General features: G+C 68.3%; 31 protein-coding genes and 1 tRNA gene. 22 read left to right on the forward strand and 10 right to left on the reverse strand.

All coding sequences use genetic code 11. The features are described 5' to 3' along the window. The coding region (locus A5680_RS06730) for a class I SAM-dependent methyltransferase (protein ID WP_156675020.1) at positions 1-280 on the reverse strand (280 nt) is incomplete at its 3' end. An 81-nt stretch (positions 281-361) separates the two neighbouring features. Between A5680_RS06730 and A5680_RS06735 the strand changes: the two genes are divergently transcribed. Both A5680_RS06735 and A5680_RS06740 read left to right on the forward strand, forming a co-directional pair. Beyond that, a complete protein-coding gene (locus A5680_RS06735) occupies positions 362-970 on the forward strand; it encodes a histidine phosphatase family protein (protein ID WP_055403544.1) in 609 nt (202 codons plus the stop codon). A 9-nt stretch (positions 971-979) separates the two neighbouring features. Continuing rightward, positions 980-2,026, forward strand: a complete 1,047-nt coding sequence (locus A5680_RS06740) for a phosphotransferase family protein (RefSeq protein ID WP_067817510.1) — start codon at positions 980-982, stop codon at positions 2,024-2,026. On the opposite strand, the gene A5680_RS06745 is transcribed toward A5680_RS06740, so the two are convergent. Beyond that, entirely contained in the window at positions 2,023-2,379 is a 357-nt protein-coding gene (locus A5680_RS06745) for a lipopolysaccharide assembly LapA domain-containing protein (RefSeq protein WP_067817511.1), read from the reverse strand. The genes A5680_RS06740 and A5680_RS06745 overlap by 4 nt on opposite strands. 100 nt (positions 2,380-2,479) lie before the next feature. On the opposite strand from A5680_RS06745, the gene A5680_RS06750 reads away from it, so the two are divergent. From A5680_RS06750 to A5680_RS06770, 5 genes are read left to right on the forward strand one after another with little or no spacing between them, the layout of a single operon-like run. Beyond that, on the forward strand, positions 2,480-3,427 hold the full coding sequence (locus A5680_RS06750) for an ABC transporter substrate-binding protein (protein ID WP_055403541.1): 948 nt from the start codon (positions 2,480-2,482) through the stop codon (positions 3,425-3,427). Continuing rightward, the gene (locus A5680_RS06755; RefSeq protein ID WP_067817513.1) at positions 3,424-4,512 is read left to right on the forward strand and encodes an ABC transporter ATP-binding protein; all 1,089 of its coding nucleotides are present in this window, start codon (positions 3,424-3,426) and stop codon (positions 4,510-4,512) included. Before A5680_RS06750 ends, A5680_RS06755 begins: the two co-directional genes overlap by 4 nt. A 3-nt stretch (positions 4,513-4,515) precedes the next feature. After that, complete coding sequence (locus A5680_RS06760; protein ID WP_067817516.1) at positions 4,516-5,202, forward strand: ABC transporter permease; 687 nt, start codon at positions 4,516-4,518, stop codon at positions 5,200-5,202. After that, positions 5,199-5,912, forward strand: a complete 714-nt coding sequence (locus A5680_RS06765; RefSeq protein ID WP_067817519.1) for an ABC transporter permease — start codon at positions 5,199-5,201, stop codon at positions 5,910-5,912. Before A5680_RS06760 ends, A5680_RS06765 begins: the two co-directional genes overlap by 4 nt. A gap of 45 nt (positions 5,913-5,957) precedes the next feature. After that, positions 5,958-6,512 carry a putative glycolipid-binding domain-containing protein gene (locus tag A5680_RS06770; protein ID WP_082459870.1) on the forward strand — a complete coding sequence of 185 codons (555 nt, stop codon included), beginning with the start codon at positions 5,958-5,960 and terminating at the stop codon, positions 6,510-6,512. Here the strand turns inward: A5680_RS06770 and A5680_RS06775 are convergent. Then, positions 6,475-7,419 carry a prephenate dehydrogenase gene (locus A5680_RS06775; RefSeq protein ID WP_197499739.1) on the reverse strand — a complete coding sequence of 315 codons (945 nt, stop codon included), beginning with the start codon at positions 7,417-7,419 and terminating at the stop codon, positions 6,475-6,477. The genes A5680_RS06770 and A5680_RS06775 overlap by 38 nt on opposite strands. 142 nt (positions 7,420-7,561) lie before the next feature. Here A5680_RS06775 and A5680_RS06780 point away from each other — a divergent pair, with 142 nt between their 5' ends. The 3 genes from A5680_RS06780 to A5680_RS06790 all read left to right on the forward strand — a co-directional run bounded on the left by A5680_RS06780 (position 7,562) and on the right by A5680_RS06790 (position 8,663). Continuing rightward, positions 7,562-8,086, forward strand: coding sequence for a tRNA adenosine deaminase-associated protein (locus A5680_RS06780; RefSeq protein ID WP_055403535.1), 525 nt, complete (start codon positions 7,562-7,564; stop codon positions 8,084-8,086). Further along, positions 8,086-8,544 carry a nucleoside deaminase gene (locus A5680_RS06785; RefSeq protein ID WP_055403552.1) on the forward strand — a complete coding sequence of 153 codons (459 nt, stop codon included), beginning with the start codon at positions 8,086-8,088 and terminating at the stop codon, positions 8,542-8,544. The genes A5680_RS06780 and A5680_RS06785 overlap by 1 nt, the downstream gene beginning before the upstream one ends. A gap of 29 nt (positions 8,545-8,573) precedes the next feature. Beyond that, a tRNA-Ser gene (locus A5680_RS06790) sits at positions 8,574-8,663 on the forward strand. 39 nt (positions 8,664-8,702) lie between these two features. Here A5680_RS06790 and mtf2 read toward each other — a convergent pair. Next, complete coding sequence (gene mtf2, locus A5680_RS06795; protein WP_082459868.1) at positions 8,703-9,542, reverse strand: fatty-acid O-methyltransferase Mtf2; 840 nt, start codon at positions 9,540-9,542, stop codon at positions 8,703-8,705. Between the two features lie 158 nt (positions 9,543-9,700). On the opposite strand from mtf2, the gene A5680_RS06800 reads away from it, so the two are divergent. Continuing rightward, a complete protein-coding gene (locus A5680_RS06800; protein ID WP_197499735.1) occupies positions 9,701-10,180 on the forward strand; it encodes a CAP domain-containing protein in 480 nt (159 codons plus the stop codon). A gap of 27 nt (positions 10,181-10,207) precedes the next feature. Here A5680_RS06800 and A5680_RS06805 read toward each other — a convergent pair whose 3' ends face one another. Both A5680_RS06805 and A5680_RS06810 read right to left on the reverse strand, forming a co-directional pair. Next, the gene (locus A5680_RS06805) at positions 10,208-11,341 is read right to left on the reverse strand and encodes a cellulase family glycosylhydrolase (protein WP_067817525.1); all 1,134 of its coding nucleotides are present in this window, start codon (positions 11,339-11,341) and stop codon (positions 10,208-10,210) included. Positions 11,342-11,457: 116 nt separating this feature from the next. Further along, positions 11,458-11,883 (reverse strand): TM2 domain-containing protein, encoded by a 426-nt coding sequence (locus A5680_RS06810; protein WP_067817528.1) that lies wholly within the window; start codon positions 11,881-11,883, stop codon positions 11,458-11,460. Positions 11,884-11,997: 114 nt separating this feature from the next. Between A5680_RS06810 and A5680_RS06815 the strand changes: the two genes are divergently transcribed. The 8 genes from A5680_RS06815 to A5680_RS06850 all read left to right on the forward strand — a co-directional run bounded on the left by A5680_RS06815 (position 11,998) and on the right by A5680_RS06850 (position 18,744). Further along, positions 11,998-12,345 carry a PE domain-containing protein gene (locus A5680_RS06815; RefSeq protein WP_369827619.1) on the forward strand — a complete coding sequence of 116 codons (348 nt, stop codon included), beginning with the start codon at positions 11,998-12,000 and terminating at the stop codon, positions 12,343-12,345. Between the two features lie 86 nt (positions 12,346-12,431). Beyond that, entirely contained in the window at positions 12,432-12,818 is a 387-nt protein-coding gene (locus A5680_RS06820) for a DUF2237 family protein (protein ID WP_055403532.1), read from the forward strand. 71 nt (positions 12,819-12,889) lie between these two features. Continuing rightward, a complete protein-coding gene (locus tag A5680_RS06825) occupies positions 12,890-14,152 on the forward strand; it encodes a sulfotransferase (protein WP_067817534.1) in 1,263 nt (420 codons plus the stop codon). Between the two features lie 18 nt (positions 14,153-14,170). Next, a complete protein-coding gene (locus A5680_RS06830; RefSeq protein ID WP_067817537.1) occupies positions 14,171-15,412 on the forward strand; it encodes an MBL fold metallo-hydrolase in 1,242 nt (413 codons plus the stop codon). Further along, positions 15,409-16,158: an SDR family NAD(P)-dependent oxidoreductase gene (locus A5680_RS06835; RefSeq protein ID WP_067817543.1), complete on the forward strand. Its 750-nt coding sequence runs from the start codon at positions 15,409-15,411 to the stop codon at positions 16,156-16,158. The genes A5680_RS06830 and A5680_RS06835 overlap by 4 nt, the downstream gene beginning before the upstream one ends. A gap of 15 nt (positions 16,159-16,173) precedes the next feature. Then, positions 16,174-16,653 (forward strand): VOC family protein, encoded by a 480-nt coding sequence (locus tag A5680_RS06840; protein WP_067817544.1) that lies wholly within the window; start codon positions 16,174-16,176, stop codon positions 16,651-16,653. A 1-nt stretch (position 16,654) separates the two neighbouring features. After that, on the forward strand, positions 16,655-17,620 hold the full coding sequence (locus tag A5680_RS06845; protein ID WP_067817547.1) for an LLM class flavin-dependent oxidoreductase: 966 nt from the start codon (positions 16,655-16,657) through the stop codon (positions 17,618-17,620). 119 nt (positions 17,621-17,739) lie between these two features. Then, positions 17,740-18,744: a D-2-hydroxyacid dehydrogenase family protein gene (locus A5680_RS06850; protein ID WP_067817612.1), complete on the forward strand. Its 1,005-nt coding sequence runs from the start codon at positions 17,740-17,742 to the stop codon at positions 18,742-18,744. Here A5680_RS06850 and A5680_RS06855 read toward each other — a convergent pair. The 4 genes from A5680_RS06855 to A5680_RS06870 are packed head-to-tail and all read right to left on the reverse strand — an operon-like array spanning position 18,720 to position 21,677. Continuing rightward, the gene (locus tag A5680_RS06855) at positions 18,720-19,334 is read right to left on the reverse strand and encodes a TetR family transcriptional regulator (RefSeq protein WP_067817550.1); all 615 of its coding nucleotides are present in this window, start codon (positions 19,332-19,334) and stop codon (positions 18,720-18,722) included. The two genes, A5680_RS06850 and A5680_RS06855, sit on opposite strands and share 25 nt — an antisense overlap. Next, positions 19,331-20,104 (reverse strand): SDR family NAD(P)-dependent oxidoreductase, encoded by a 774-nt coding sequence (locus tag A5680_RS06860; protein ID WP_067817553.1) that lies wholly within the window; start codon positions 20,102-20,104, stop codon positions 19,331-19,333. The genes A5680_RS06855 and A5680_RS06860 overlap by 4 nt, the downstream gene beginning before the upstream one ends. Further along, complete coding sequence (locus tag A5680_RS06865; RefSeq protein ID WP_067817555.1) at positions 20,101-20,601, reverse strand: VOC family protein; 501 nt, start codon at positions 20,599-20,601, stop codon at positions 20,101-20,103. The genes A5680_RS06860 and A5680_RS06865 overlap by 4 nt, the downstream gene beginning before the upstream one ends. Next, positions 20,598-21,677 (reverse strand): dihydrodipicolinate reductase, encoded by a 1,080-nt coding sequence (locus A5680_RS06870; RefSeq protein WP_067817615.1) that lies wholly within the window; start codon positions 21,675-21,677, stop codon positions 20,598-20,600. Before A5680_RS06870 ends, A5680_RS06865 begins: the two co-directional genes overlap by 4 nt. Before the next feature lie 106 nt (positions 21,678-21,783). On the opposite strand from A5680_RS06870, the gene A5680_RS06875 reads away from it, so the two are divergent. Genes A5680_RS06875 through A5680_RS06885 form a run of 3 tightly spaced genes read left to right on the forward strand, consistent with a single transcriptional unit; the run spans position 21,784 to position 24,435 of the window. Beyond that, complete coding sequence (locus tag A5680_RS06875; RefSeq protein WP_055403523.1) at positions 21,784-22,641, forward strand: SDR family NAD(P)-dependent oxidoreductase; 858 nt, start codon at positions 21,784-21,786, stop codon at positions 22,639-22,641. A gap of 8 nt (positions 22,642-22,649) precedes the next feature. Continuing rightward, a complete protein-coding gene (locus A5680_RS06880) occupies positions 22,650-23,036 on the forward strand; it encodes a DUF1330 domain-containing protein (RefSeq protein WP_067817558.1) in 387 nt (128 codons plus the stop codon). Positions 23,037-23,079: 43 nt separating this feature from the next. Next, positions 23,080-24,435 carry a wax ester/triacylglycerol synthase family O-acyltransferase gene (locus A5680_RS06885; protein ID WP_055403521.1) on the forward strand — a complete coding sequence of 452 codons (1,356 nt, stop codon included), beginning with the start codon at positions 23,080-23,082 and terminating at the stop codon, positions 24,433-24,435. Positions 24,436-24,437 lie beyond the last annotated feature (2 nt).

The following is a 24,437-nucleotide window of genomic DNA, read 5'->3' on the forward strand; positions in this document are numbered from 1 at the left end:
CGGCTTGGGCGAAAGTCGCTGTGGTCAGCCCCCGTTCCGCGGCCGCGGCGGCCGCGGCCTCGATGGCTGTGGCGCTGGCGTCCAGGCCTACCACGGTGTGGCCCCGCTCGGCGAGGGCCAGCGACTGGGCGGCGTGGCCGCAGCCCGCGTCCAGCACGTCGCTGCGGATCTTGCCCTGGTCGATCAGTGCCGCCAGCTCGGGCTGCGGCCGGCCGATGCTCCACGGCGGCGGGGTTTCCTGCCGGTATGCGGCGTCCCAATCCATGCTCGGCCCGGTCATTCGTCCTCCTCGCGATCGGCCTTCCCCTGAGCCCTATTCTGCGGGGGCCCCTTGCGCCGAATCACAGACGGGAACGAACACATGCAATTGCTTCTGGTCCGGCACGCGCTGCCGCTGCGCAGCGAACACGGCGAGGGCTCCGACCCGGACCTGTCGGACGAGGGATTGGCGCAGACCGAGCGACTGCCCAAGGCGCTGGACCGGTTTCCCATTTCCCGGGTGGTGAGCAGCCCGCAGCGGCGCGCGATCCAGACCGCCGAACCGGTGGCGGCGGCGCGGGGGCTCGCCGTCGAGATCGACGACCGGTTCGCCGAATACGATCGCGACCTTCCGCTGTACATCCCGGTCGAGCAGATCCGCCAGGAGATGCCCGAAGAGTGGGCGCGCCTGGCCCAGGGGCATCTGCCCAGCGCGGTCGACGAGGACGCGTTTCTCGCCCGGGTGCGCGCGGCGGTCGACGATCTCGTCGCCTCCGCCGACCCCGAAGACACCGTCGCGGTGTTCAGCCACGGCGGCGTGATCAACGTGCTGTTGCATCAGATCCTGGGGACGGCCCGGCTGTTGTCGTTTCCCGTCGACTACGCGTCGGTGACCCGGCTGTTGTTCTCAAGATCGGGTCAGGCGACGGTGGCGGGCGTGAACGGAGTCGAGCACGTGTGGGACCTGCTGCCGCGAAATCAAAGGTGGTAAACAAGTCCGGTGACTTCAGCTGACCAACTCGAGGGTCTCGACCTGGCCTCGCTGGACTCCTATCTGCGTTCGCTGGGCATCGGACGCGCCGGCGAGCTGCGCGCGGACTTCATCTCCGGTGGCCGCTCCAACCTGACCTTCCGGGTCTACGACGACGCGACCAGCTGGCTGGTACGCCGCCCTCCGCTGCACGGGCTGACCCCGTCGGCGCACGACATGGCCCGTGAGTACCGGGTGGTCGCGGCGCTGCGCGACACCCCCGTCCCGGTGGCGCGCGCGATCGCGCTGTGCGAGGACGACGCGGTGCTGGGGGCGCCGTTCCAGATCGTCGAGTTCGTCGCCGGGCAGGTGGTGCGCCGGCGCGCCCAGCTGGAAGCCTTCAGCCACACCGTCATCGGGGGCTGCGTCGACTCGCTGATCCGGGTCCTGGTCGACCTGCACAGCGTGGACCCCGAGGCCGTCGGCCTGGCCGATTTCGGCAAGCCCAGCGGTTATCTGGAGCGCCAGGTGCGGCGGTGGGGGTCGCAATGGGCGTTGGTGCGGCTGCCCGACGACCGCCGCGACGCCGACGTCGAGCGCCTGCATTCCGGTCTGCAGCAAGCGATTCCCCGGCAAAGCCGCACGTCGATCGTGCACGGCGACTACCGGATCGACAACACCATCCTGGACGCTGACGACCCGACGAAGGTCCGCGCCGTCGTCGACTGGGAGCTGTCCACCCTCGGGGACCCGCTGTCCGACGCGGCGCTGATGTGCGTCTACCGCGACCCGGCGCTGGACCTGATCGTCAACGCACAAGCCGCGTGGACGTCGCCGCTGCTGCCGACGGCCGACGAGCTGGCCGACCGGTATTCACTGGTCGCCGGTTTGCCATTGGCGCATTGGGAGTTCTACATGGCGCTGGCGTACTTCAAGCTCGCGATCATCGCCGCCGGCATCGACTTCCGCCGGCGGATGTCGGACCAGGCGCGCGGACTGGACTCCGATCACATGCCGGAGGTCGTCGCGCCGCTGATTTCCCGGGGGCTCGCGGAGCTGGCCAAGCTGCCCGGCTAGGCCCCCTGGCGCGACGCCGCGTGGTGCTTCTTGGCGGCGCGGCGCAGCTGCAGGATGCGCGCCGTGCCGACGGCGACCGTGATCAGGCCGCCGACCACCGCCGCCAGCAGGATGGCCACCCCCAGCGGCAGGCTCCAGTGCCAGCCCAAGAACTGGAACGGCGTCGACGTCGTGTTCTGGGTGATGAAAATCAGCAGCAGGATCAAGATCAGGAAGCCGGCGATCAGGGCCGACCACAGCGCACCGGCGCGGGTGAACCCGATGGCCGGTTCCCTGGGTGTCGCACCCGTCGAGGGCGTCGCTGCGTGCTCGCGATGCGGCTGGCTGGGCGAGTCAGGGCTGGGGCTGCTCATAGTGCCATCTTTGTCCCATCCGGCACAGAATGAAACCAAACCGCGCAACCGGCCCGGCGCGCCCCCGCACCGCCGCGATTCTGGCGTTACTGTCGGCGGTATGGGGATGACGTCGCGCGCGCACCGCGCGATCATCCAGGCGGCGGTATGGCTGACGGCGATCTGCGTGCTCGCGGCGTGCAGCAACTCCGACCCGCTGGGCGCCGAGGTCGGCAGCCCCAAATCCATCGTGGTGGGGTCCGGCGACTTCCCGGAGTCGCAAATCATCGCCGAGATCTACGCACAAGCGTTGCAGGCCAACGGGTTCGAGGTGGGCCGGCGGATGGGCATCGGCAGCCGGGAAACCTATATCCCCGCGCTCAAAGACCACTCGATCGACCTGGTGCCGGAGTACATCGGCAACCTGCTGCTCTACTTCGCACCCCAGTCGACGGCGACCATGCTCGACGCCGTCGAGCTGGAGCTCGACCGCAGGCTGCCCGGCGACCTGTCGATCCTGACCCCGTCGCCGGCCACCGACACCGACACCGTGACCGTGAGCTCCGCAACCGCTAATGCGTGGAAGCTGAAGACAATCGCCGACCTGGCGGCTCATTCGGACGACGTGCGGTTCGGGGCGCCCTCGGCGTTCGCGACCCGGCCGGCCGGCCTGCCGGGGCTGCGGCAGAAGTACGGACTCGACATCCGGCCGGGTAACTTCGTCGCCATCAACGACGGCGGCGGCGCCGTCACGGTGCGCGCGCTGGTGGAGGGAAGGGTAAACGCCGCGAACATCTTCACGACGTCCCCCGCGATCCCGCAGAACCAACTGGTGGTGCTCGACGATCCCGAGCACAACTTCCTGGCCGGCAACATTGTGCCGCTGGTCAATTCGCAGAAGAAGTCGGACCGCCTCAAGGAGGTGCTGGACGCCGTGTCGGCGAAGCTGACCACCCCCGGGGTGGCCGGACTCAACGCCGCCGTGGCCGGTAACTCTGGCATCGACCCCGACGAGGCGGCACGGAACTGGCTGCGGGACAACGGCTTCAACCACCCGGCTGGCCGATGATCGTCTTCGACAACGTCACCAAGGCCTTCCCTGACGGCACCACCGCGGTGGACCAGCTCAGCCTGGTGGTCCCCAACGGGAAGCTGACGGTATTCGTCGGCTCGTCCGGCAGCGGCAAGACCACCGCGCTGCGGATGGTCAACCGCATGATCGAACCGACGTCGGGCACCATCACCGTCGACGGGGTGGACGTGTCCACCCTGGACCCGGTGCGGCTGCGCCTGGGCATCGGCTACGTCATCCAGCATGCCGGCCTGATGCCGCACCTGCGGGTAATCGACAACGTCGCAACGGTTCCCGTGTTGAAGGGGCAGTCGCGCCGGGCGGCCCGCGCCGCCGCCTACGAGGTGCTCGAACGGGTGGGCCTGGACACCAAGCTGGCCACCCGCTACCCCGCCCAGTTGTCCGGCGGTGAGCAACAACGCGTCGGGGTGGCGCGCGCGCTGGCCGCGGACCCGCCCATCATGTTGATGGACGAACCCTTCTCGGCCGTGGACCCGGTGGTGCGCGTCGAGCTGCAGAACGAAATCCTGCGTCTGCAAAGCGAATTGCACAAGACGATCGTGTTCGTCACCCACGACATCGACGAAGCGCTCAAACTGGCCGACCAGGTCGCGGTGTTCCGGTCCGGTTCGTTGCAGCAGTACGACGAGCCCGCCGAGGTGTTGTCGCGGCCGGCCAACGATTTCGTGGCCAGGTTCATCGGTCTCGGCCGCGGCTATCGATGGCTGCAACTCATCGACGCGGCCGGCTTGCCGCGGCACGACGTCACGCGCGTCCCGGCGGACGACCTCCCCGACGCACTCCCGGGCGGGTGGGCGGTCGTGGTGGACGCCGCCGGCATGCCGATCGGTTGGATCGACACCGACGGCCTGCGCCGGCACCGCGGCGGTGCGCCGTTGTCGGACAGCATGAGCGGCATCGGGTCGCTGTTTCGGCCCGGCGGCAATCTCAGCCACGCGCTGGACGCGGCGCTGTCGTCGCCGTCCGGGGTGGGCGTCGCCGTTGATGACGGCGGCCGGGTCATCGGCGGGGTGCTGGCCGGCGACGTGCTGGCCGCGGTGGAAGCCCAGCGGCGGGGGTAAGCGATGCGTTACCTGCTCACCCACCTCGACGACGCCTGGGCGCTGCTCGTCGTCCACCTGCGGCTGTCGCTGGTGCCAGTGCTGATCGGCTTGGCGATCGCCGTCCCGCTGGGTGCGGCGGTGCGGCGGGCGCCCGTCGCCCGCCGGCTGACGACGGCAACCGCGAGCGTCGTGTTCACCATCCCGTCGCTGGCGCTGTTCGTCGTCCTGCCGATGATCATCGGCACCCGCATCCTCGACGAGGCCAACGTCATGGTGGCGTTGACGGCCTACACCGCGGCGCTGCTGGTGCGGGCGGTCCTCGAGGCGCTGGACGCGGTGCCGGCGCAGGTGCGCGACGCCGCCACCGCGGTCGGCTACCCGCCGATCACGCGGATGCTGAAAGTCGAACTGCCGCTGTCGATTCCGGTGCTGGTGGCCGGGCTGCGGGTGGTGGTGGTCACCAACATCGCGATGGTGTCGGTGGGCTCGGTGATCGGCATCGGCGGCCTGGGCACCTGGTTCACCGAGGGCTACCAGACCAACAAGAGCGATCAGATCCTCGCCGGCATCATCGCGCTGTTCGTGCTCGCGGTCGTCATCGACGCGCTGCTCGTGGTCGCCGGGAAACTGGTCACGCCATGGGAACGCGCCGCGCGCGCCCCGCGTCGGCGCTCGGTGGTGGCCCCGATCGTGGGCGGCGCGCGATGAACTTCGTGCAGCACGCCATTTCCTACCTGTTGACCGCCGGCAACTGGACCGGACCGGTCGGGCTCGCCGCGCGCGTCTTGGAGCACCTGGAGTACACGACCATCGCGGTGGGCGCCTCGGCGCTGATCGCCGTCCCCGCCGGGCTCGTCATCGGGCACACCGGGCGCGGCACGCTGCTGGTCGTCGGCGCGGTCAACGGGTTACGCGCCCTGCCGACGCTGGGCGTGCTGCTGCTCGGGACGCTGCTGTTCGGGCTCGGGATGGGGCCGCCACTGGTCGCCCTGATGCTGCTGGGTGTCCCGGCGCTGCTGGCCGGCACCTATGCGGGAATCGCCAACGTCGACCCGACCGTGGTCGACGCCGCCCGCGCGATGGGCATGACCGAGGTCCAGGTGCTGCGGGTGGAGGCGCGCAACGCGCTGCCGTTGATCCTGGGCGGGTTGCGCAGCGCCACGCTGCAGGTGGTCGCCACCGCGACGGTCGCGGCCTACGGGAGTCTGGGCGGGCTGGGCAGGTACCTGATCGACGGGATCAAGGAGCGCGAGTTCCATCTGGCCCTGGTCGGCGCGTTGATGGTGGCCGTGTTGGCGCTGGCGCTCGACGGGCTGCTGGCATTGGCGGTGTGGGCGTCGGCGCCGGGCACCGGTCGACTGCGCCACACTTATCGGACACTTCCCGCACGCTTCGCGGGCACGATTTACGGTAGATGAGTGAACGCAGATTCCCCTGATTCGACTCGGCGCGTGTGGCAGGCGATGCTCACCTGGCGTGCACAGGACGTATCGCGGATGGAATCGGTACGAATCCAGGTGTCCGGCAAGAGAATCAAGGCCAACGGCCGCATCGTCGCCGCGGCCACCGCCACCAACCCGGCGTTCGGCGCGTACTACGACCTGCAGACCGACGAGACTGGTGCCACCAAGCGGCTCGGCATGACCGTCACGCTCGCCGAACGGGAACGCGTGCTGTCCATCGCGCGTGACGAAGAGAACATGTGGCTGGTCACCGACCACCAGGGCGAGCACCGCGCCGGGTACAACGGCGCGCTCGATTGCGACGTGGTGTTCAGCCCGTTCTTCAACGCGCTGCCCATCCGGCGGCGCGGCCTGCACGAGCAGGCGGAGTCGGTGACGCTGCCGGTGGTGTACGTCAACCTGCCCGACATGTCGATCACTCCGGACGTCGTGAGCTACACCAGCTCGGGCGGTCTCGAGGGCATCAAGCTGCGCTCCCCGGTCGCCGACACCACGGTCAGCGTCGACGAAGAGGGGTTCATCGTCGACTATCCAGGGTTGGCAGAGCGGATCTGATCACCCCGCCGGCCCGGCCGGCCGCGGCCAGCTCCTCACGCCAGTTTTCGGCGCCGATGACGACGTGGAAGATTTCGGATCGCGGGAAGCTGTCGTAGCGCGTCCGGGCGGCGTGGCCCGCCTCGACGAGTTCGGCCACCGAGTTGTTCTCCACCAGCGAATCGCGGGCCCGGCTCAACAGCTCGATGACCCGGTCCACGGCCGGTACCAGGTGATCCGCATTGCCCTCGGACATCGCCCGAACCAGGTCCGGGGCGGTGGCCGCCACCCGCGTCCCGTCGCGGAAGGACCCGGCGGCCAGCGCGAACGCCAGCGGGACCTCCCCGGCGATGACCGCCAGCGCCTCGGCGAGCAGGTGCGGCAGGTGCGAGATGGCGGCCGCCGCGGCGTCGTGGTCGTCCGACTTGGCCGGCACCACCACCGCGCCGCAGTCCAGCGCCAACGCCATCACCATCGACCACACCGCCGGATCGACGTGGTCGTCCACGCTGAGCACCCACGGCGCCCGGGTGAACAGCCCGGGGTGGCCGGCGGCCCAGCCGGAATGCGCGGTGCCCGCCATCGGGTGGCCGCCGACGAAGCGTTCCTGCAGACCGGCCGCGGCCACCTCGTCGAGCACCGCTTTTTTGACGCTGGTGACATCGGTCAGCGGGCAGGCCGGCGCGAGTTCGGCGATGTGGGCGAGCATGCCGGCCATCGCCGGCATGGGCACCGCGAGGACGATTAGCGCACCGGTGTCGGCGGCGCGGCTCAGCGTCGCGGTCAGGTCGGTGGTCGCGTCGAAACCGTCCGCGGCGGCTCCCTGTGCGCCCTCCACCGACCGGTTGTAGCCGAACACTTCCCGGCCCGCCGCGGTGGCGGCGCGCATGATCGACCCTCCGATCAGGCCCAACCCGAGCACGCACACCGGTGTTTGAGAAGCAGGGCTAGCCACAGACCTAAGGTTGGCACAAACCCGTGGCGGCGGTGCGCCCAGATGTTGCCGCGCCGCCCGGTTCGCCTCGCGCCGTCTGGTCAGGGGGCCTGTTCTGCGACTACCGTAAGCGGCCATGGGAGCACAACGAGCCCCAGCCCAAGGGCTGTCCGCCGATACGCCGGACGGTTTCGGCGTCGCGGTCGTGCGCGAAGAGGGCCAGTGGCGGTGTTCTCCAATGGCCCGTAAATCGCTGCTGAGCCTCAAGGCCGCCGAGACCGAGCTGCGGGAATTGCGCAGCGCCGGCGCCGTGTTCGGGCTGCTCGACGTGGACGACGAATTTTTCGTGATCGTGCGCCCCGCGCCGTCCGGAACGCGGCTGCTGCTGTCGGACGCCACCGCCGCATTGGATTACGACATCGCCGCCGAGGTGCTGGAGAAGCTGGACGCCGACATCGACCCCGAGGACCTGGAGGATTCCGACCCCTTCGAGGAGGGCGACCTCGGCTTGCTGTCCGACATCGGCCTCCCCGAGGCGGTGCTGGGCGTCATCCTCGACGAGTCCGACGATCTGTACGCGGACGAGCAACTGGGCCGCATCGCGCGGGAGATGGGTTTCGCCGACCAGCTGTCGGCCGTGATCGACCGCATCGGTCGGTGATCGCAAGCGACGAGGATCTGATCCGCGCCGCGTTGGCGGTCGCCGCGACGGCGGGTCCCCGCGATGTGCCCATCGGCGCGGTGGTGGTCGGCGCCGACGGCACCGAGCTGGCCCGCGCGGTCAACGCCCGCGAAGCCCTGGGCGATCCCACCGCACACGCCGAGATCCTGGCCCTGCGCGCGGCGGCGGCCGCCCTCGGCGACGGCTGGCGGCTGGAGGGCGCCACGCTGGCCGTCACCGTCGAACCGTGCACCATGTGCGCCGGCGCGCTGGTCCTGGCCCGCGTCGGCCGACTGGTGTTCGGGGCGTGGGAGCCCAAGACGGGCGCGGTCGGGTCGCTGTGGGACGTGGTGCGCGATCGGCGGCTCAATCATCGGCCGCAAGTGCGCGGCGGGGTGCTCGCCGACGAGTGCGCCGCACCGCTGGAGGCCTTCTTCGCTCGCCAGCGATTGGGGTAAGCGGCCAACGGTTCGGTAAGCTGCTCGGCGGTGGCGTGTCCGAGCGGCCTAAGGAGCACGCCTCGAAAGCGTGTGACGGCTAACACCGTCCGAGGGTTCAAATCCCTCCGCCACCGCCAACAGAGTTTCAGCGGTCTCCCGCGGAAAGTGAGGCCGCCTCACGCCTTTTGGAAGCAGTACAGCCGGTATTCGGTGGGGCCGCCATCTTGCAGGCTTTGATGTGTCTTCCAAACCCGCTGGTAGCTGGGCACCAACGCAAAGCTGTGCGCGAATGCCGGCACGACGGCGTTCATCACGGCCACCCACCAGTGCGAGTTGTTCTCCATCCCGCGCGCGACCTCCGCATTGATCAGCCTCTGCGACAGCATCCGCATCGGCGCGTCAGCCAACTGCGCCTCCCAGGTGGCGATGCCCCCGGCGAATCGAAAGTCGGCGTACAGCAGGTGTCCGCCCGGGCGCAGCACGCGCGCCACCTCCGCGAGGAACTGAGGGAATTGGGCGTAGAGGTGTGAGGATTCGATGTTGATCACCGCGTCGAAGGATTCGTCGGGGAAGGGCAACTGCTCGGCGTCGCCTTCGACGAAGTTCAGGCCGGCCACTTGGTGCCGTTCTCGGCAGAACGCGATGCCCGCTGAGTTCAGATCCAGTCCGGTGTATGCGGCGGGGCGCAATGCGCGGGTGAGGTAGGACGCCCCGCCGCCGTGGCCGCAACCGACCTCCAGGACGTGCTTACCGTTGAGATCAACCTGGGTTGCCGTGCGGTGATAGAGCTGGATGAAAAACCGGTTGTGCTCGTCGGACGGCGAAAGGGGAACGCCCATCGGCGGATCCTCTTCGTACCCATAGTTCAGGAAGACGACGTCGTCCGGGGCGAGCCGGTGGGTCAAATACCGGTACAGGATCTTCTTGTAGAACGCGCGAGCACACGTCTCGTACGTCTCGTTGGCCTTGCCGACGAGAACCCCCGAAAAGCCGCGCTCGTGGCTCTTGAGCGCCATGGGTGAAGCGTAGCTGTGGACGGCCACCGCGGGGAGCAAATCGCGCAATGTGGGATGACCCGGATCTCGGGTTCTCTCGCGGATTCTCGGCCATCGTTGGCCGAAGGTGGATAGCATCTACTCACACACAATTGCAGAGCGCGCAGCAAGAGGCCCAGATGACGAAGAAAGTCGAGATCGTCGCCATCTCCTGGCTCTGTTGTGCCCTGATTGCGCCGGCCGGCCCTCTGGCCGAATATGTCGCGCGCGCAGACGATTTCGGTACGTCGCTGTACACCGGCGTCAACGGCCTTCGCCAGCCATGCGGCCCACTGCGCGACGACCCACGGTTGCGGGCGGCCGCGCAGCGGCATGCCGACGACATGCTGCACACCGGGTTGAGCGGCCATATCGGTTCGGATGGCTCCTCGCCGCAGATGCGCATCGCCGATGCCGGCTATGTCGGATCCCACGCCACGGGGGAGATCGTCTATTGGGGCACCGGGTCGGCCGCCAATCCCGCCCAGGCCCTAGACTCGTGGATGCAGAGCCCGCCACACCGAGGGCTCATCGTGAATTGCGCCTTCACCGCGAGCGGCTTCGCCACCGCATCCGATGGCAACAAGATGACCGCGGTGGGCGACTTCGCGGCTGTTTAAGCCCTTGGCGGTCAAGCTTTTTCGCTCTCAGGCCTGGGTGCCGGCCAGCTTCCGGGTCGTCAGCGCCTCGGTGTCCTGGAACGGCCGGCCGTCGGGCCGCAGCAGGTCGTGGAACCAGACCTTCGGGATCGCCGTGTACGGGTGGTCCCACGATTCCCACGGAAAGTAGGTCTGCGTCTTGCCCGCGACCAGGCCCCAGTTGATGGCACCGACGTTGTGCCGCTTGGCCACCGGCAGGATTCCCTCCACCGTGCTGCCCCTAGGCCGGGCCATGTACTCGGTGCACAGGATCGGCCTCCCCAGCGGGACAAGCTCGCCGATCCGGTTCTCGAAGCCCGCGGGATCTGCGTAGGAATGGAAGGTGATCACGTCGGCGTTGGCCAGCTGAATGTCGCTAATTGCGCTGCGGCCCTGAGGTTGTCCCCAGTCACCACGCCACACACCGCTGGTGAGCGGCTGACTCGGATCCACCGCGCGCGCCCAACGGAACACCTGGGGGAGCAGGTTGGCGACCAACTGATCCTTGTCGCTGCGCTCGACGTTGCGATACTGGCGCGCCGGGTTGTCGGGCTCGTTCCACAAGTCCCAACCGAGAACGCGGTCGTCACTGCGGAACTGGGTCAGCACCGCGGTGACGTAGTCGCGCATGACGCCGGCGTAGCGGGGATCGCCCAGCCGTTCGGCCCCGGGGCTCTGCACCCAGCCGGAGTTGTGCACCCCGGGCGTCGGGGCCCGCTGCCGGCCCGCCTTGGGTGCGGGGTCCCAGCACGAGTCGAAGAAGACGAACAGCGGCTTGATGCGGTGGCGCGCGGCGATGTCGACGAACTGCGCCAGCCGCGTCTGGAATCCGCGCTGATCCTGGGCCCACAGCTGATCGTGCAGGAACACCCGTGCGGTGTTGTGCCCGTAGAACCTGGCCCAGCCCAGCTCGGCGTCGATGCGCCGGGGGTCGTAGGTGTCGGCCTGGAACATCTCGAGTTGGTTGATGGCGTTGGAGGTGATGTAGTTCGATCCGACGAGGAAACCTTGCGCCTGATACCAGCGGTTGGCGCGGTCGGCGGGCCACCGGCCCGCTTCCTCGGCGGAGGCGCGGGGCGCTCGCGCCAGCGCGGTGCCAGCCGCCAGGAAAAGTGGCAGCTTGAGGGCCGTTCGTCGTTGCACGATGTGACGATAAATTTTCCCGGCGATTTCCCCGGGATTTGCTCAGCGCGTCGCGCCAGCTTGACGTGGGAATTGTTATCGCCTCGTCACCCGGCGCCCATCGGAGCGGTTCCCCGCTAGCGCAATTTGCGGCCGTACTTGTCGGTGACGCTGCCGGTGAACATCATGATGGCGTCGACGATGCCCCAAATCATGCCGGCGAGCAGCACCGGGAAACCCACGAAGCAAAACAGCGTGAACAGAAACCCGAACAGGCCCAGACACAGCTGCGCGACGGCGATTTGAGTCGAGTCGAGGTAGAAGCGGCCGACGCCGAACACGCCGAAGAACAGCTGCAGCAGGCCGGCCGTCGAGGCCGACTTATCCGACAGCGGCTGGCCGGTGACGGGATCCCGCCCGTACGGCGCATGGGGATCGCCGTATCCCGGGTAGCCATACGGATAGCCGGGGTAGGGCTGCTGCGGCGAAAACCCCGGAGGCGGCGGCCGCCAGCCTCCGGGCGGTTCGCCGGCCGGGTCTCCGGGCGGGTTCGGCGTCGACATTGGGCCGAGTTAACTCTCGTGCCGGCGCCGCGTCTACTTAGCGGTTTCTCAGCAAAAGTTTGGTACAGATATAGTTGCCTAGTGCTACTATCACCACACGACATCATCGGATGTGTGGAGGAGGGACCCGTGCAGGCATTGTCGTTCGACCCGGCCGCCGCCAGCATCGGGTCCGACGTTGTCCGCGGCGCCATGCAAGGCCTGCAGGCCGGTGTGACGGCGTCACCCTCGACCACCGCGTTGGTGCCCGCCGGGGCCGACGAGGTGTCGGCGCAGGCGGCTCTCGCTTTCGCCGCCGAGGCCACCGCCTTCTTGGCGCTGCACACGGCCGCCCAGGAAGAGCTGGTCCGAACGGGCACGGCGGTGGTCGACATCGCCCGGATGTACTCGGAGGTCGACGCCGCGGCGGCCGGCGGCGTGCTCGGCATCCGCCCGCCGGGCACCTACCGGATGGCCGGATAGGCGGCCGCCCGGGCGGGACAAATTCGCGCCCGCGGAGACGGCAAAGTTACTTCAAACTTCACCCCTGGGAGCGCGATACTGAAGGGGTGCCCGAGCGAAACGTGTTAGGCGGTCCCCTGGAACCGTGCGGCACAGAGCCACTGACCGGCTACTACCGCGACGGCTGTTGCTCCACGGGCACCGAGGATCTGGGCCGGCACACGATCTGCGCGGTGATGACGGCCGAATTCCTGGAGCACCAGCGCTCGATCGGCAACGACTTGCTGACGCCGGTGCCCGAATACCGCTTCCCCGGATTGCTGCCCGGCGATCGTTGGTGCGTCACGGCGCTGAACTGGCTTAGGGCGCACCAGGATGGCTGTGCCGCACCGGTGGTCCTGGCCTCGACACACGAGCGCACCCTCGAGGTGGTGCCCCTAGAGGCGTTGCAGGAACACAAGGTCGACGTGCCCGACGACTTGGCGAACCTGTAGGGACCACGGCGGATCCACGCCTGGCGCCTGTGTCATATTTCTCTTCGACGACGCGTCGAAAAGAGGATCCGGTGGGCTCTGCCGTGGACGACATCGACTTCGACGATCTGACCGCGCCCAAGCTCACCGACGTTCAACGCCAAATCCTGGAATTCACCGAGGCCAAAGCCGTCGACTTCGACGTCGACCGGATGTTCGGCGAGGCCGTCGAACAGGCGGGAGTCAATGACCTCGACGACGTCGACGGCTTCGGTGATCGGCTCACCGCGCACGTCGCCGCAATAGAAGGCGACGAGGGCCTGCGCCAGCTCACCCGATCCACCCTGCGGCAACGCGTCGTGCGCTTGCTGCGCAACCGGTTGTCGCTGACCGAGCTCCTCAAGCGGTATCCCGAAATCGAAAGCATCGCGATCGAGAAGCCGTTCATCGTCGTGGGGATGCCCCGATCCGGCACCACCCACCTGGTGAATCTCATTGCCGCCGATCCCCGCCGCCGGGCGCTGCCGTACTGGGAGAGCCAGGAGCCCATCCCCGCCCGCGGGCAGGGGCCCGACATCGACGGGATCGACCCCCGTTACGCGCGAGCCAAATCCGAGCACGACGCGCTCATGGTCAGCGCCCCGGTGGTGGCCGCCATGCACGACCGGTTCCCGGAGGCGATCGAAGAGGAAGTCGAGCTCCTCGACCTCGATCTGGCCGGCTACGTCCTGGAATGGCATGCGCGCGTGCCGGACTGGCGCGACTACTATCTGAGCCTGGATCAGACCCGGCACTACGCATACCTGCGGAAAGTGCTGCAGGCGTTGACGTTTCTGCGGGGGCCGCGAACCTGGGTGCTGAAGAGCCCTCAGCACTGCGAACAACTCGGCCCGCTCATGGCGACGTTTCCCGATGCGACGGTGGCTTTCACCCACCGTGACCCCGTGGCGGTGATCCAATCGGCGATCACCATGATGGCCTACTCCGATCGGCTCCGCCGAACCAGCATCGACCCGGACTGGTTGCTGAACTACTGGAGCGACCGGGTGCGCCGGCTGCTCGGCGCATGCGTGCGCGACCGCGAGCTGGTGCCGGCCGAACGCAGCATCGACATCGGCTTCCACCACCTCAACGGAAACGAAATGGCAATCCTCGAACGGCTTTACGCGTGCGGCGGTGTCGAGTTGACCCCGAAGGCGCGCAAACGGTTCGAGAAATACCTCGACGGCAACCCCCGCGGCAAGCACGGCCGCATCCGCTACGACCTGCACCGGCACTTCGGCATCACGGCCGACGAGCTGCGGGCGCGATTCGACTTCTACTTCGACAAGTTCGACGTCCATGCCGAGACCTGACCGGAGGGCCACCCAGCGATGACTTTCGAACCGGTCTACCGCGGGCGGCCCGGCGCCGACGCCATGCGGCCCGCCGCTGCCGAACGGGCGGAGGAGATCGCGCCCGGGCTGTGGTGCTCGCCGGGGCTCTCGAATTCCTACCTGCTCACCACCAACGAGGGCCGGGTGATCGTCAACACCGGCATGGGTTTCGAGGGGCCGGTGCACCGCGCGAACTTCGACGCCGTCGACCCTTCGCCGGTGCGCTACATCATCTTCACCCAGGGTCATGTCGACCACGTCGGCGGTTTGGACAGCGTGCGCGACCCGGAGACGATCGTCGTCGCGCAAGCCAACTGGACGTTGTGGCGCGACGACAACGAACGTCTCATCCCGTATCGCGCCAGCCGTAGCGCCTTCGCGTTCAAGGACACCCTGGCGGCCGGCATCCAGGCGATCCAGCGGCGCCTGGGCGTCACCCGGTTGGCCGGCCAAAGCGTTCCCGTCGTCGACCTCGACTTCGAGGACAGCATGACCCTGTCGGTCGGCGGCCGGCGGATGGAACTGATCTCGGTACCCGGCGGTGAGACGACCGACTCCCTGGTGATCTGGTTACCGGATGAGCGGATCTGCCTGTGCGGCAACACCTTCGGCCCCTTGTTCGGCCACATTCCGAATCTGGTCACCATGCGCGGCGACCGGTACCGCGACGCTCTTACCGCCATCGCGTCGGTGGAGCGCGTGCGCGACCTGCGGCCGGAACTCCTGGTCACCGGTCATTTCGGACCCATCGCGGGCGCCGAGCGCATCCATGCGGAACTGACCCGGCTGAGCGACGCGATCCGGTACGTCCACGACCGGACGGTCGAGGGGATGAACGCCGGCAAGGACGTGCGCACCCTGATGCGCGAGATCACCTTGCCCGCGGAATACGCAGTGGGGCAAGGCTATGGGAAGGTGTCCTGGGATGTGCGGGCCATCTGGGAGAACTACTCCGGCTGGTTTCACCATGAGTCCACGACCGAGCTGTATCCGGTCGGGTTCGACGCCGTGGCCGCCGACGTTGTCGAGCTGGCCGGGGCCGACGCCCTGCTGGTCCGGGCCCGCGAACACCTGGCCGGCGGCCGGCCGCTGCAGGCCATTCACCTCGCCGAGCTCGTGGGGTCCGACCACGCGGGGGCGCGCGCCGTGCTGCGGGAGGCCCACGAAGACCTGCTGGCCGCGAGCACCAATTTCTGGGAAAGCGCCTGGCTCACCAACCAGATAGCGAGGAACTCATGACGGCGAGCGTCAGCTTCGACTTCACCGGGACCACGGCCCTGATCACCGGCGGCACCAGCGGTATCGGGCACGCCACCGCGGTCCTGTTCCGCGATGCCGGGGCTCGTGTCGCCGTCACCGGGACCAAGCCGGCGGCGGCCGATTATCCGGCCGACCTGTCCGGCATGGAATACCACCAGCTACAGATCACCGAGCCCGGTTCGGTGGACGCGCTGGCCGGAAGGTTCACCGCCCTGGACGTGCTCGTCAACAACGCCGGTGCCAATTTCCCTGGCGGCCTTGACGAGTCGAAGCCCGACGGGTTCGAGGCGTCGGTCGCGCTGAACCTCACCGGGCCCTATCGGCTCACGATGGGCCTCTACCGTGCCCTGCGGGCCTCGACCGCGGCCGGTGGCGCCAGTGTGGTGAACCTGGCGTCGATGTCGGCGCTGCGGGCCGTCCCCCTGGTGCCCGGATACGGCGCCGCGAAGGCCGGGATCGTCTGCATCACCAGAAATCTCGCCGTCAAATGGGCGGCCAAGGGGATCCGGGTGAACGCGGTGGCGCCGGGCGCCGTCGACACCCCGATGACCGCGCCCATGCGCGGCTCGGACGAGTTGATGGAGTCGGAGCTGGCACACATCCCGCTGCGCCGCTTCGGCACCGTCGGCGAGGTCGCACCGACGATCGCCTTCTTGTGCACCGAGCAGAGTAGCTACACCAGCGGCGCGGTGTTCGTTGTCGACGCCGCATCGGACTGCGTCTGAAATACGAGGAACGCCATGACATTAGCGCTTCGACCCGAGGACCTCTACCACACCGGCATCGTCGTGCCCGACCTCGGCGCGGCGATTGAACGCCTGAGCACGCTGGCCGGCTACCGGTGGATCAGCCCGATGAGTTACACGCTGCCCTTCCGCACCGCGGAAGGCGTCCGGGAACTGACGTCGACCATCGTCTACTCCTTGCAAAGCCCGCACCTCGAGTTGGTGCAGGAAGTGCCGGGCAGCCCGTGGACGGCCGCCCCGGGCAACGCCGTGCACCACCTCGGCTACTTCAGCGACAACCTGGCCGAGAGCGGCCGGGCGCTCGAGGCCAACGGGTTCACCCTCGAGATGACCGCGGAGGTGCCCGGCGCCGATCTCGGCCTATTCGCGTACTACACGGACGATTCGGGCGCCCGCATCGAGATCGTCGACCGCTCGCTGTTTCCCGACTTTCCCGCGTTCCTGCAGTCGATGACGGCGCCGGAGGAGGCGTGACGTGCTGCTGACGGTGCTGCGTTTCAACTTCGCCTCCCCGCACGGTGACCCGCGCACCCAGAGCGCGTTGCTCTCCGCGGCGTTGGAGTTGGCGCAATGGGGCGAGTCACACGGCATCACCTCCGTCAGCGTCGACGAGCACCACGCCACCGGCCACGGCTGGAGTTGCAATCCGATCATGGCGGCGGCGATGTTTCTCGCCCGCACCTCGACGCTGATCGCCAGCGTGGACTGCGCGCTCGGGCCGCTGTGGAATCCGGTGCGGCTCGCCGAGGACATCGCCCTGGTCGACAACATGAGCCGCGGCCGGCTGCACACCACGGTGGGCCTGGGCTACCGCACGGTCGAATACGACGCCATGGGAGCCGATTTCGCGCGGCGCGGCGCCCTGATGGACGCCCTGCTCGAGCGCATGCTGTCGGTGTGGTCCGGCGCCGACGCGGGAATCTGCACCGGCACCTGGACCCGGCCCCATCCACCGCTCTATGTCGGCGGCGGGGCGCGCGCCACGGCGCGGCGGGCGGCGCGATTCCGGCTGCCGCTCAGCCTGGCCGATCACCTGCCCGACATCGCCGCCTACTATCGCGAGCTCTGCGCCGAGGCGGGCATGACCCCGTTCATTCTGATGCCGGGGCCGGTCAACCGCGGGATGATCTACCTGCACGAGGACCCGGACCGGGCGTGGGCGGAACTCGGTGAGCACATCCTTTGGGAGGCGGTCACTTACGGCGGCTGGTCCACCGACCAACGGTCGCTGATGCATTTGCCCGGCGTGCAGTCGCTGGACGAGGTCCGGGCGTCCGGCAGGTACCGCTTCCTGACGCCCGACGAGTTGATCGCCGAAGTGCGCGACGCCGAGAACTACGGCCCCCTGGTGATGCATCCGCTCGTCGGTGGCATGCCCGTCGATGAAGCGTGGAGGTCGGTCCAGTTACTCACCGACAAGGTGCTGCCCGCGCTGGGCTGACTGCGCACCGAATCCAATCGACGCCGCGCACGTCAAGTCGGCGGAGCAGACCCTGGCGCGGGCCGCCTTGATCGACCCGAAGCTGCCCGCATAGGGTTCAGTGGGTGATGGCGGACCACATGCCCCAGGTGGCGATACTCGACGACTACGCCGGCGTGGCCCTGCGGCTCGCGGACTGGGCACCGGTGCAAACGCGCTCCCGCGTAACCGTTTTCGACCGGCACCTCGCCGAGGAGGAGGCCGCCGACGCTCTGCGGCCGTTCGACGTGATCTGCACCCTGCGCGAGCGAATGGCGCTGCCGCGGACGTTGCTCGAGCGGTTACCGAACCTGAAGCTGATCACCATCGTGGGCAGGAACCTGCCCAACCTGGACATGGCCGCGGCAACGGAACTGGGAATTTTGGTCGCCCACACCGACTTCGCGCATCCCCGATTCCGATCCGTGCACGACGCCACCCCCGAGTTCGCCTGGGGATTGCTGATCGCCACGGTGCGTAACCTGGCCGAGGAACACCGCCGCATGCGAGAAGGCGGCTGGCAGTCCACGACGGGTCTCACGCTGTCCGGCAAGACGCTCGGGCTGCTCGGCCTCGGACGGGTGGGCAGGAGGATGGCCGAATACGCGAAAGTGTTTGGTATGGACGTCATTGCGTGGAGCCAGAACCTCACCGCGGACGCCGCGGCGGCGGTCGGCGTGCGCCGGGTCGAGAAGGCGACGCTGTTCGAGCAGGCCGATGTCGTCTCCATACATGTGGTGCTCTCGGAACGCACCCGAGGGCTGGTGGGCGAACCCGAGTTGGCGTCGATGAAGTCGCACGCGTACCTGATCAACACCTCGCGGGGGCCGATCGTCGACGAGGCCGCGCTGCTGAACGCCCTGCGTTCCGGGCGCATCGCCGGCGCCGGCCTCGACGTCTACGACGTCGAACCGCTGCCACCGGATCACCCCTTGCGACTGCTCCCGAATGTGACCCTGTCGCCGCACCTGGGATACGTCACCCGAGAAATGCTCAGCGCCTTCTACGCCGACACGGTGGAGGCGGTAAGCGCCTGGCTGGACGGGACCCCGACCCGAATCGCCAACCCCGAGGCGTCTGATCAGGCGCGCTTGCGTCGCCAGTGAGGACTCTTGACCGCTTCGAGCGCTTCGGTGACATAGCGGTCCAGCGGCCATTGGCGGCCGGACGGGCGCACCCATTGTTGGAAGCCGAAATCCGCTGCGGCGAAGGCGAGTTGGACCAGCAGGCCGGGGCGAATGTCGGTGTCGGGATTCACGCCCATCCGCTCGGCGATCAGCTTGGCCGCGCGCTCCTTGTCGGCGGGTGTGTGCACCGTCACCTTGCGCAGCCGATCCGGGGCAACCAGCAGCGCTTGTCGCCACTCGTCGGTGTCGGCCTGCTCGAAGGACCGCGTGCGGGTGACGATGGCGTTGATCAACGCGACGTCCGGCGGCTCGTTGGCCGGCCGCTGCTCGAGCAGGTTGACGATGGCGGCGCCGCCGTGCCGGACGGGCGCGAGCAGCAACTCTTCCTTCGTCGGCACGTAACGGAAGAAGGTTCGCGGGGAAACGCCCGCGGCAGCGGCGATTTCCTCCGTTGTCACGGCGTCGTATCCGCGTTCGACGAACAACCGGAACGCCGCGCGCCGGATGTCGGCCCGGATCTGTGCGCGCTGCCGATCGCGCAGCGACTCGCCTCTGGTGGGTGGCGTCACCGGAAGCAGCCGATCCCGCCGTCGACGTGGATGGTCTGTCCGGTGATGAACGAAGAGTCGCCGCCCAGGAGGAACGCCACCAGCGCGCCCACATCGGTGCGGACGTCGCCGATGCGTTTCATCGGAACGCGCCCAACCGCCTTCGCATAATCGTTGGGCGCGAACTGTTTCCACAGCTTTACACCGTCCGACTCGGCGAACGGGCAGATTACGTTGACCCGGATGTTGTCCCTGCCCCACTCGAGCGCGGCGACCTTCGACAGGCCGCGGATGGCCTCCTTCGCGGCGGCGTAGCCGCCCCACCGGGGCTCGCCGCCGGTGCCCGTGCCCGAACCCAGGTTGACGATCGACCCCCCGCCCGCCCCGACCATCACCGGGTGCACGGCCTGCATGAGCAGAAACGTCGCACGCGGGCCGACGTCGTGCCCGAGCGCGAAATCCTCGGCGGTGATGTCGACGAACGCCTTGGGCTCGTTGGTGGCGATGGCGTTGTTGACCAGGCCGTGGACCGTGCCGAACGCGTCGACCGCGGCCGCCACGATGCGTGCGGCGCTGTCCGGGTCGCGCAGGTCCGCGGTCAGCTTCTCGACATGCCCCATCGAGGACAGTTCGGCGGCCGTCGTGCCCAGCAGCTCGTCCTGAATGTCGACCAGCAGCACCGCCGCGCCGCGTTCCAGCAGCGCCCCGGCGACGCCCTTGCCAACGCCTTGGGCGGCGCCGGTGACGATCGCGACGTGGTCACGCATCGAGGCGGGGTGGCTGTAGGTCATTCGGACGGCCCCATGCGAAGCGGCACCCCGCGGTGCATCTCGTAGGTGCTGCGCGCACCCTCGGGCAGCTCGATGAATTCGACGGGGGTGCCGTCCGGGTCCTTGACGAAAAACATTCGAACCCCTCCGATTTCGAATGGCGGCTGGTCGGGTGTGTAGCCGGCCGCGATGACACGGCGGTGTGTGTCATCGAGGTCGCGCACCGACAGGGACACGTTGTGGATTCCGGTGATGCCTCGAGGCGGGGGCCGGTGATTCGGGGGATCCGCGCCCAGCGACAGCAGCTCGACCATCAGCCCGCCCAGCAGGCCCCCCACCACCCGGCCCTCCTGCTTGCGGGTGGCGTGCAGGACCGCGTCGAAAGGCTCGCCGGAGACCAGGGTTTCGAACACGACTTCCATGCCCAGCAGGTCCCGGTAGAACGCCATGGCGCGGTCCATGTCGGTCACCCCGACGACGAGGTGACAGAACGAGACGTCGCCCAGGGCGCCGGTCATGACGACGCGAGGCCGGGCGCCGGGCGCCCGGCGAACAGGGGGAGATCGAGGTAGGTCTTGATTCCGGGTCCGGCGGCGCAGACGTCGGGGATGGCGTTGACGCAATGGTTGGCCGTGGCCACCACGCCCGGGTTTTTCACCAGGCCTTCGGCGATGGTTTCCGGCTGCAGACCCTTGAAGGTGAGGCTCACGGTGGGGTCACCGGTGATCTCGACCTCGAAGCGCTCGCCCCGACCGCCGAAATTCCAGGCGGGCTCCAGGTTTTCCTCGCCCATCAACCAGTTCACCGCCGCGGTGATGACGGGCTCGCCGTCCACCAGGGCCTGCCAGCGGAACCGGCGCGCGGCGACCGTCCCCGTGGTGATCGGGAAGGGGGCATAGTCGATGTCGGCTGTCGCCACCGCGACGTCCTGAATAGTCCTGATGTTCGGATCGATGCGGAATCCCATGTGATCGGCGATCATTCGGACCGATTGTTTGAAGCCCGCCTCCAACAGGCTGGCCATGGGCCCCTGCATGGCTTCCTCGGGGGTACCGCCGAAGCCCATGATGTGGCGCACGACGTCCGGGGCGTTGTAGGTGCGGATGTCGGAGAATTCCTCGGCGCGAATGTGGGTGACGGCCGAGGAGAGCGAGGACAGCATGAGTGGGAATCGTTCGGTGATGCCCCCGGGGTGGATCCCCGAGCCGTGCAGGGTCACCCCGGCTTCGGCCGCGGCGTCGGCGACGGCTTGGTGCCGCGCATTGCCCGGGTCGGGGTACACCCAGCCGACGGGGGTGACGACGTTCTTACCGGATCGCAGGATCGCGATGACCTCGTCATCGTTGGGTACCAGGGGGCTGTACACGACACAGTCGGCGTCCAGCGCCAGGATCTCGTCGATGCTCGAGGTCGCGGTGACCCCGAGGTCCTGTGTTCCGAGGATCCGTCCGACGTCCATGCCGTTCTTGCCGGCGCTGTGCACCCAGCACCCGGCCAGCTCCAGCTGCGGATGATTCAGGACGCACTCGATGGCCGCCTTGCCGACGCCCCCGGTCGCCCACTGGATGACGCGGAGCTTGGACGGACCACTCATCAGCTGACCTCCGATTTCCATGCCTTTACAGGCCAACGACCGGAATGGCACAGTATGACCCGCTGACAGTGACTGTCAACATTGGCTTCGGGTAGGAAGGCCTGGCATGAGCGTCCTGGACGGCAAAGTCGCGATCGTCACCGGAACCAGCCGCGGGGTGGGCGTCGGGATCGCGCACGAGCTGCTGCGCGCCGGCGCGACCGTGGTCGGCTGTTCGCGCTCGCCGCTGGACGCCATTCCCGGTATCGAACCCGAGTGGGCCGCCCGGGCCTCCCAACGGGTCTGCGACCAAGGGGACTACCGCGCGATCGACTCCTTCGTCGCCGGCGTCGTCGCCGAGCACGGCCGCATCGACATCCTGGTGAACAACGCCGGCGGCACCGTGCCGGCGCCCCACGTCGAAAGCATTCCCGAACTGGTGCAACGGATTCAGGGGGCGCCCGCCAGCGACGACGAGTACGAGCGCACGGCGCTGTTTCACGCGTTCGCGGTGCAGATGAACCTCATCAGCCCGCTCTGGTTCGCGATCCGCGTCTACCGGCAGATGCGCACGCAGGACGGCGTCGGCTGCATCATCAACATCTCCAGCGGCGCCGGCCATCCCGCCGGCTCACCGACGTTGGTTTCCTACGGCGCGGCCAAAAGCGGGCTGAACCATCTCACCCGCTCGCTGGCGCAGGAGTGGGGGCCCCAGGTGCGGGTCAACTGCATCGCCCTGGGGCCGACGATGACCGAGAACTTCCGGTCGTTCGTGCTGCCGAAGGACGACCCCTCTGGCGCAACGTATTTCGCGGCCGTCCCGCTCCGGCGGGCGGGCGAGCCCGCCGAGGTGGGCAGGGTCTGCGTGTTCCTGGCCGGCGGGGAGGCCGACTTCGTCAACGGCACCACGATCGAACACGACGGCGGGATGCTGCCCGGCGTGCTGTACGACGCGGGCCTGAAGACCATCACCGATCTGCTGTAATCGTCACCATGAGCAGTCCCCTCGAACCCACCGCGGAGCAATTCGCCGCTCTGGCCGCACGCCCGGCTGACGAACCGGTGATCATGGTCAACCTGCTGAAGTTCAAGACCCCCGGCGGCCTGGAGGCCTACCGCCGCTACGGCGTGGCGGTGATACCGCACCTCGAGCACGCGGGCGCTATCGTCCGCTACGCCGGCATCGCACCGACCGTCCTGATCGGTGACGGTGAAAAGCCTTGGTGGGACGCCATTCTCATCGTCGAGTACCCCACCCCGCAGGCATTCATCGACATGGTGAGCGATCCGGGCTATGCCAAGGCCCACGAGCATCGCGTCGAGGCGCTCGAACGTGGCGGCCTGATCGCGACGTCGGCGTGGTCCATGACCCTCGATTGAGCGAGTTCTAGCGGTGGGTCCCCGGCCGGGGTCTAATTGGTGGATGGAATTGATGATGCCCACCGACGCGATCTTTCTGCTGGGGGAATCGCGCGAACACCCCATGCACGTCGGCGGCTTGCAGTTGTTCGAGCTGCCGAGCGGCGCCGGCCGCGGCTTCGTCCGGGAGCTTTACGACCGACTGGTGGCGCAGGATGACTTCCAGCCGACGTTTCGCAAGCATCCGGCGACGTTCGTCGGTGGCATCGCCAACCTGGGCTGGTCCTACGACAAAGACGTGGACGTGGACTACCACGTCCGGCGCTCGGCCGTGCCCTCGCCCGGACGGATCCGGGAACTGCTCGAGCTGACGTCGCGGTGGCACAGCAGCCTGCTGGATCGCCACCGTCCGCTGTGGGAGACGCACATCATCGAGGGCCTCAAGGACGGCCGGTTCGCCATCTACACCAAGATCCACCACGCACTGATCGACGGCGTCTCCGCGCAGAAACTGATGCAGCGCGCGCTGTCGACGGATCCCGAAGACACCGAGATGCGCGCGCCCTGGACCCTGCCCAAGAGCAAGCGCAAGGCCAGCCCGGCCAGCCCCCTGCGTTCGGCGCTGCAGGCGGCGGGATCCGTTGCGGCGCTGGCCCCTTCGTCGATATCGCTGGCGCGGGCGGCGCTGTTCGAGCAGCAGCTGACGCTGCCCTTCGGCGCCCCGCGCACCATGTTGAACGTCAAGATCGGCGGCGCGCGCCGCTGCGCCGCGCAGTCCTGGTCGCTGGACCGCATCAAGGGTGTCAAGAAGGCCGCCGGCGTGACCGTCAACGATGTGGTCCTGGCGATGTGTTCGGGCGCGCTGCGCTACTACCTGCTCGAGCAGAACGCGCTGCCGGACACGCCGCTGATCGCGATGGTCCCGGTGAGCCTGCGCACCGAGGACGAGGCCGACGCGGGCGGCAACCTGGTGGGCGCCATCCTGTGCAACCTCGCCACCGACACCGACGATCCCGCCCAGCGACTGCAGACCATCAGCGATTCCATGCGCAGCAACAAGCAGGTGTTCTCGCAGTTGCCCCGGTTCCAGGCGCTGGCGCTGTCCGCGGCCAACACGTCCGCCCTGGCGCTGGCGGCGGTGCCGGGCTGGGTGGCGTCGACGTCGCCGCCGTTCAACATCATCATCTCGAACGTGCCCGGGCCCACCCAGCCGATCTACTACGGGGGCGCCCGGCTCGACGGCAACTACCCTCTGTCGATCGCGCTGGACGGGCAGGCGCTGAACATCACCCTGGCCAACAACGCCGGCAATCTGGACTTCGGACTGGTCGGCTGCCGGCGCAGCGTGCCGCACCTGCAGCGCCTGCTCGCGCACCTGGAGTCGTCGCTCAAGGACCTGGAACGTTCGGTCGGGTCCTGACC

The sequence above is a fragment of the Mycobacterium sp. E2989 genome (assembly GCF_001667595.1).
In the GTDB taxonomy this organism is placed as follows: Bacteria; Actinomycetota; Actinomycetes; order Mycobacteriales; family Mycobacteriaceae; genus Mycobacterium.

Coding starts and splice junctions, on each gene's coding strand:
- A5680_RS06735 (WP_055403544.1), top strand. CDS start 362: ATGCAATTGCTTCTGGTCCGGCACGCGCTGCCGCTGCGCAGCGAACAC.
- A5680_RS06745 (WP_067817511.1), bottom strand. CDS start 2,379: ATGAGCAGCCCCAGCCCTGACTCGCCCAGCCAGCCGCATCGCGAGCAC.
- A5680_RS06750 (WP_055403541.1), top strand. CDS start 2,480: ATGGGGATGACGTCGCGCGCGCACCGCGCGATCATCCAGGCGGCGGTA.
- A5680_RS06755 (WP_067817513.1), top strand. CDS start 3,424: ATGATCGTCTTCGACAACGTCACCAAGGCCTTCCCTGACGGCACCACC.
- A5680_RS06760 (WP_067817516.1), top strand. CDS start 4,516: ATGCGTTACCTGCTCACCCACCTCGACGACGCCTGGGCGCTGCTCGTC.
- A5680_RS06765 (WP_067817519.1), top strand. CDS start 5,199: ATGAACTTCGTGCAGCACGCCATTTCCTACCTGTTGACCGCCGGCAAC.
- A5680_RS06770 (WP_082459870.1), top strand. CDS start 5,958: ATGCTCACCTGGCGTGCACAGGACGTATCGCGGATGGAATCGGTACGA.
- A5680_RS06780 (WP_055403535.1), top strand. CDS start 7,562: ATGGGAGCACAACGAGCCCCAGCCCAAGGGCTGTCCGCCGATACGCCG.
- mtf2 (WP_082459868.1), bottom strand. CDS start 9,542: ATGGCGCTCAAGAGCCACGAGCGCGGCTTTTCGGGGGTTCTCGTCGGC.
- A5680_RS06800 (WP_197499735.1), top strand. CDS start 9,701: ATGACGAAGAAAGTCGAGATCGTCGCCATCTCCTGGCTCTGTTGTGCC.
- A5680_RS06810 (WP_067817528.1), bottom strand. CDS start 11,883: ATGTCGACGCCGAACCCGCCCGGAGACCCGGCCGGCGAACCGCCCGGA.
- A5680_RS06830 (WP_067817537.1), top strand. CDS start 14,171: ATGACTTTCGAACCGGTCTACCGCGGGCGGCCCGGCGCCGACGCCATG.
- A5680_RS06835 (WP_067817543.1), top strand. CDS start 15,409: ATGACGGCGAGCGTCAGCTTCGACTTCACCGGGACCACGGCCCTGATC.
- A5680_RS06840 (WP_067817544.1), top strand. CDS start 16,174: ATGACATTAGCGCTTCGACCCGAGGACCTCTACCACACCGGCATCGTC.
- A5680_RS06850 (WP_067817612.1), top strand. CDS start 17,740: ATGCCCCAGGTGGCGATACTCGACGACTACGCCGGCGTGGCCCTGCGG.
- A5680_RS06860 (WP_067817553.1), bottom strand. CDS start 20,104: ATGACCTACAGCCACCCCGCCTCGATGCGTGACCACGTCGCGATCGTC.
- A5680_RS06865 (WP_067817555.1), bottom strand. CDS start 20,601: ATGACCGGCGCCCTGGGCGACGTCTCGTTCTGTCACCTCGTCGTCGGG.
- A5680_RS06870 (WP_067817615.1), bottom strand. CDS start 21,677: ATGAGTGGTCCGTCCAAGCTCCGCGTCATCCAGTGGGCGACCGGGGGC.
- A5680_RS06875 (WP_055403523.1), top strand. CDS start 21,784: ATGAGCGTCCTGGACGGCAAAGTCGCGATCGTCACCGGAACCAGCCGC.
- A5680_RS06880 (WP_067817558.1), top strand. CDS start 22,650: ATGAGCAGTCCCCTCGAACCCACCGCGGAGCAATTCGCCGCTCTGGCC.
- A5680_RS06885 (WP_055403521.1), top strand. CDS start 23,080: ATGGAATTGATGATGCCCACCGACGCGATCTTTCTGCTGGGGGAATCG.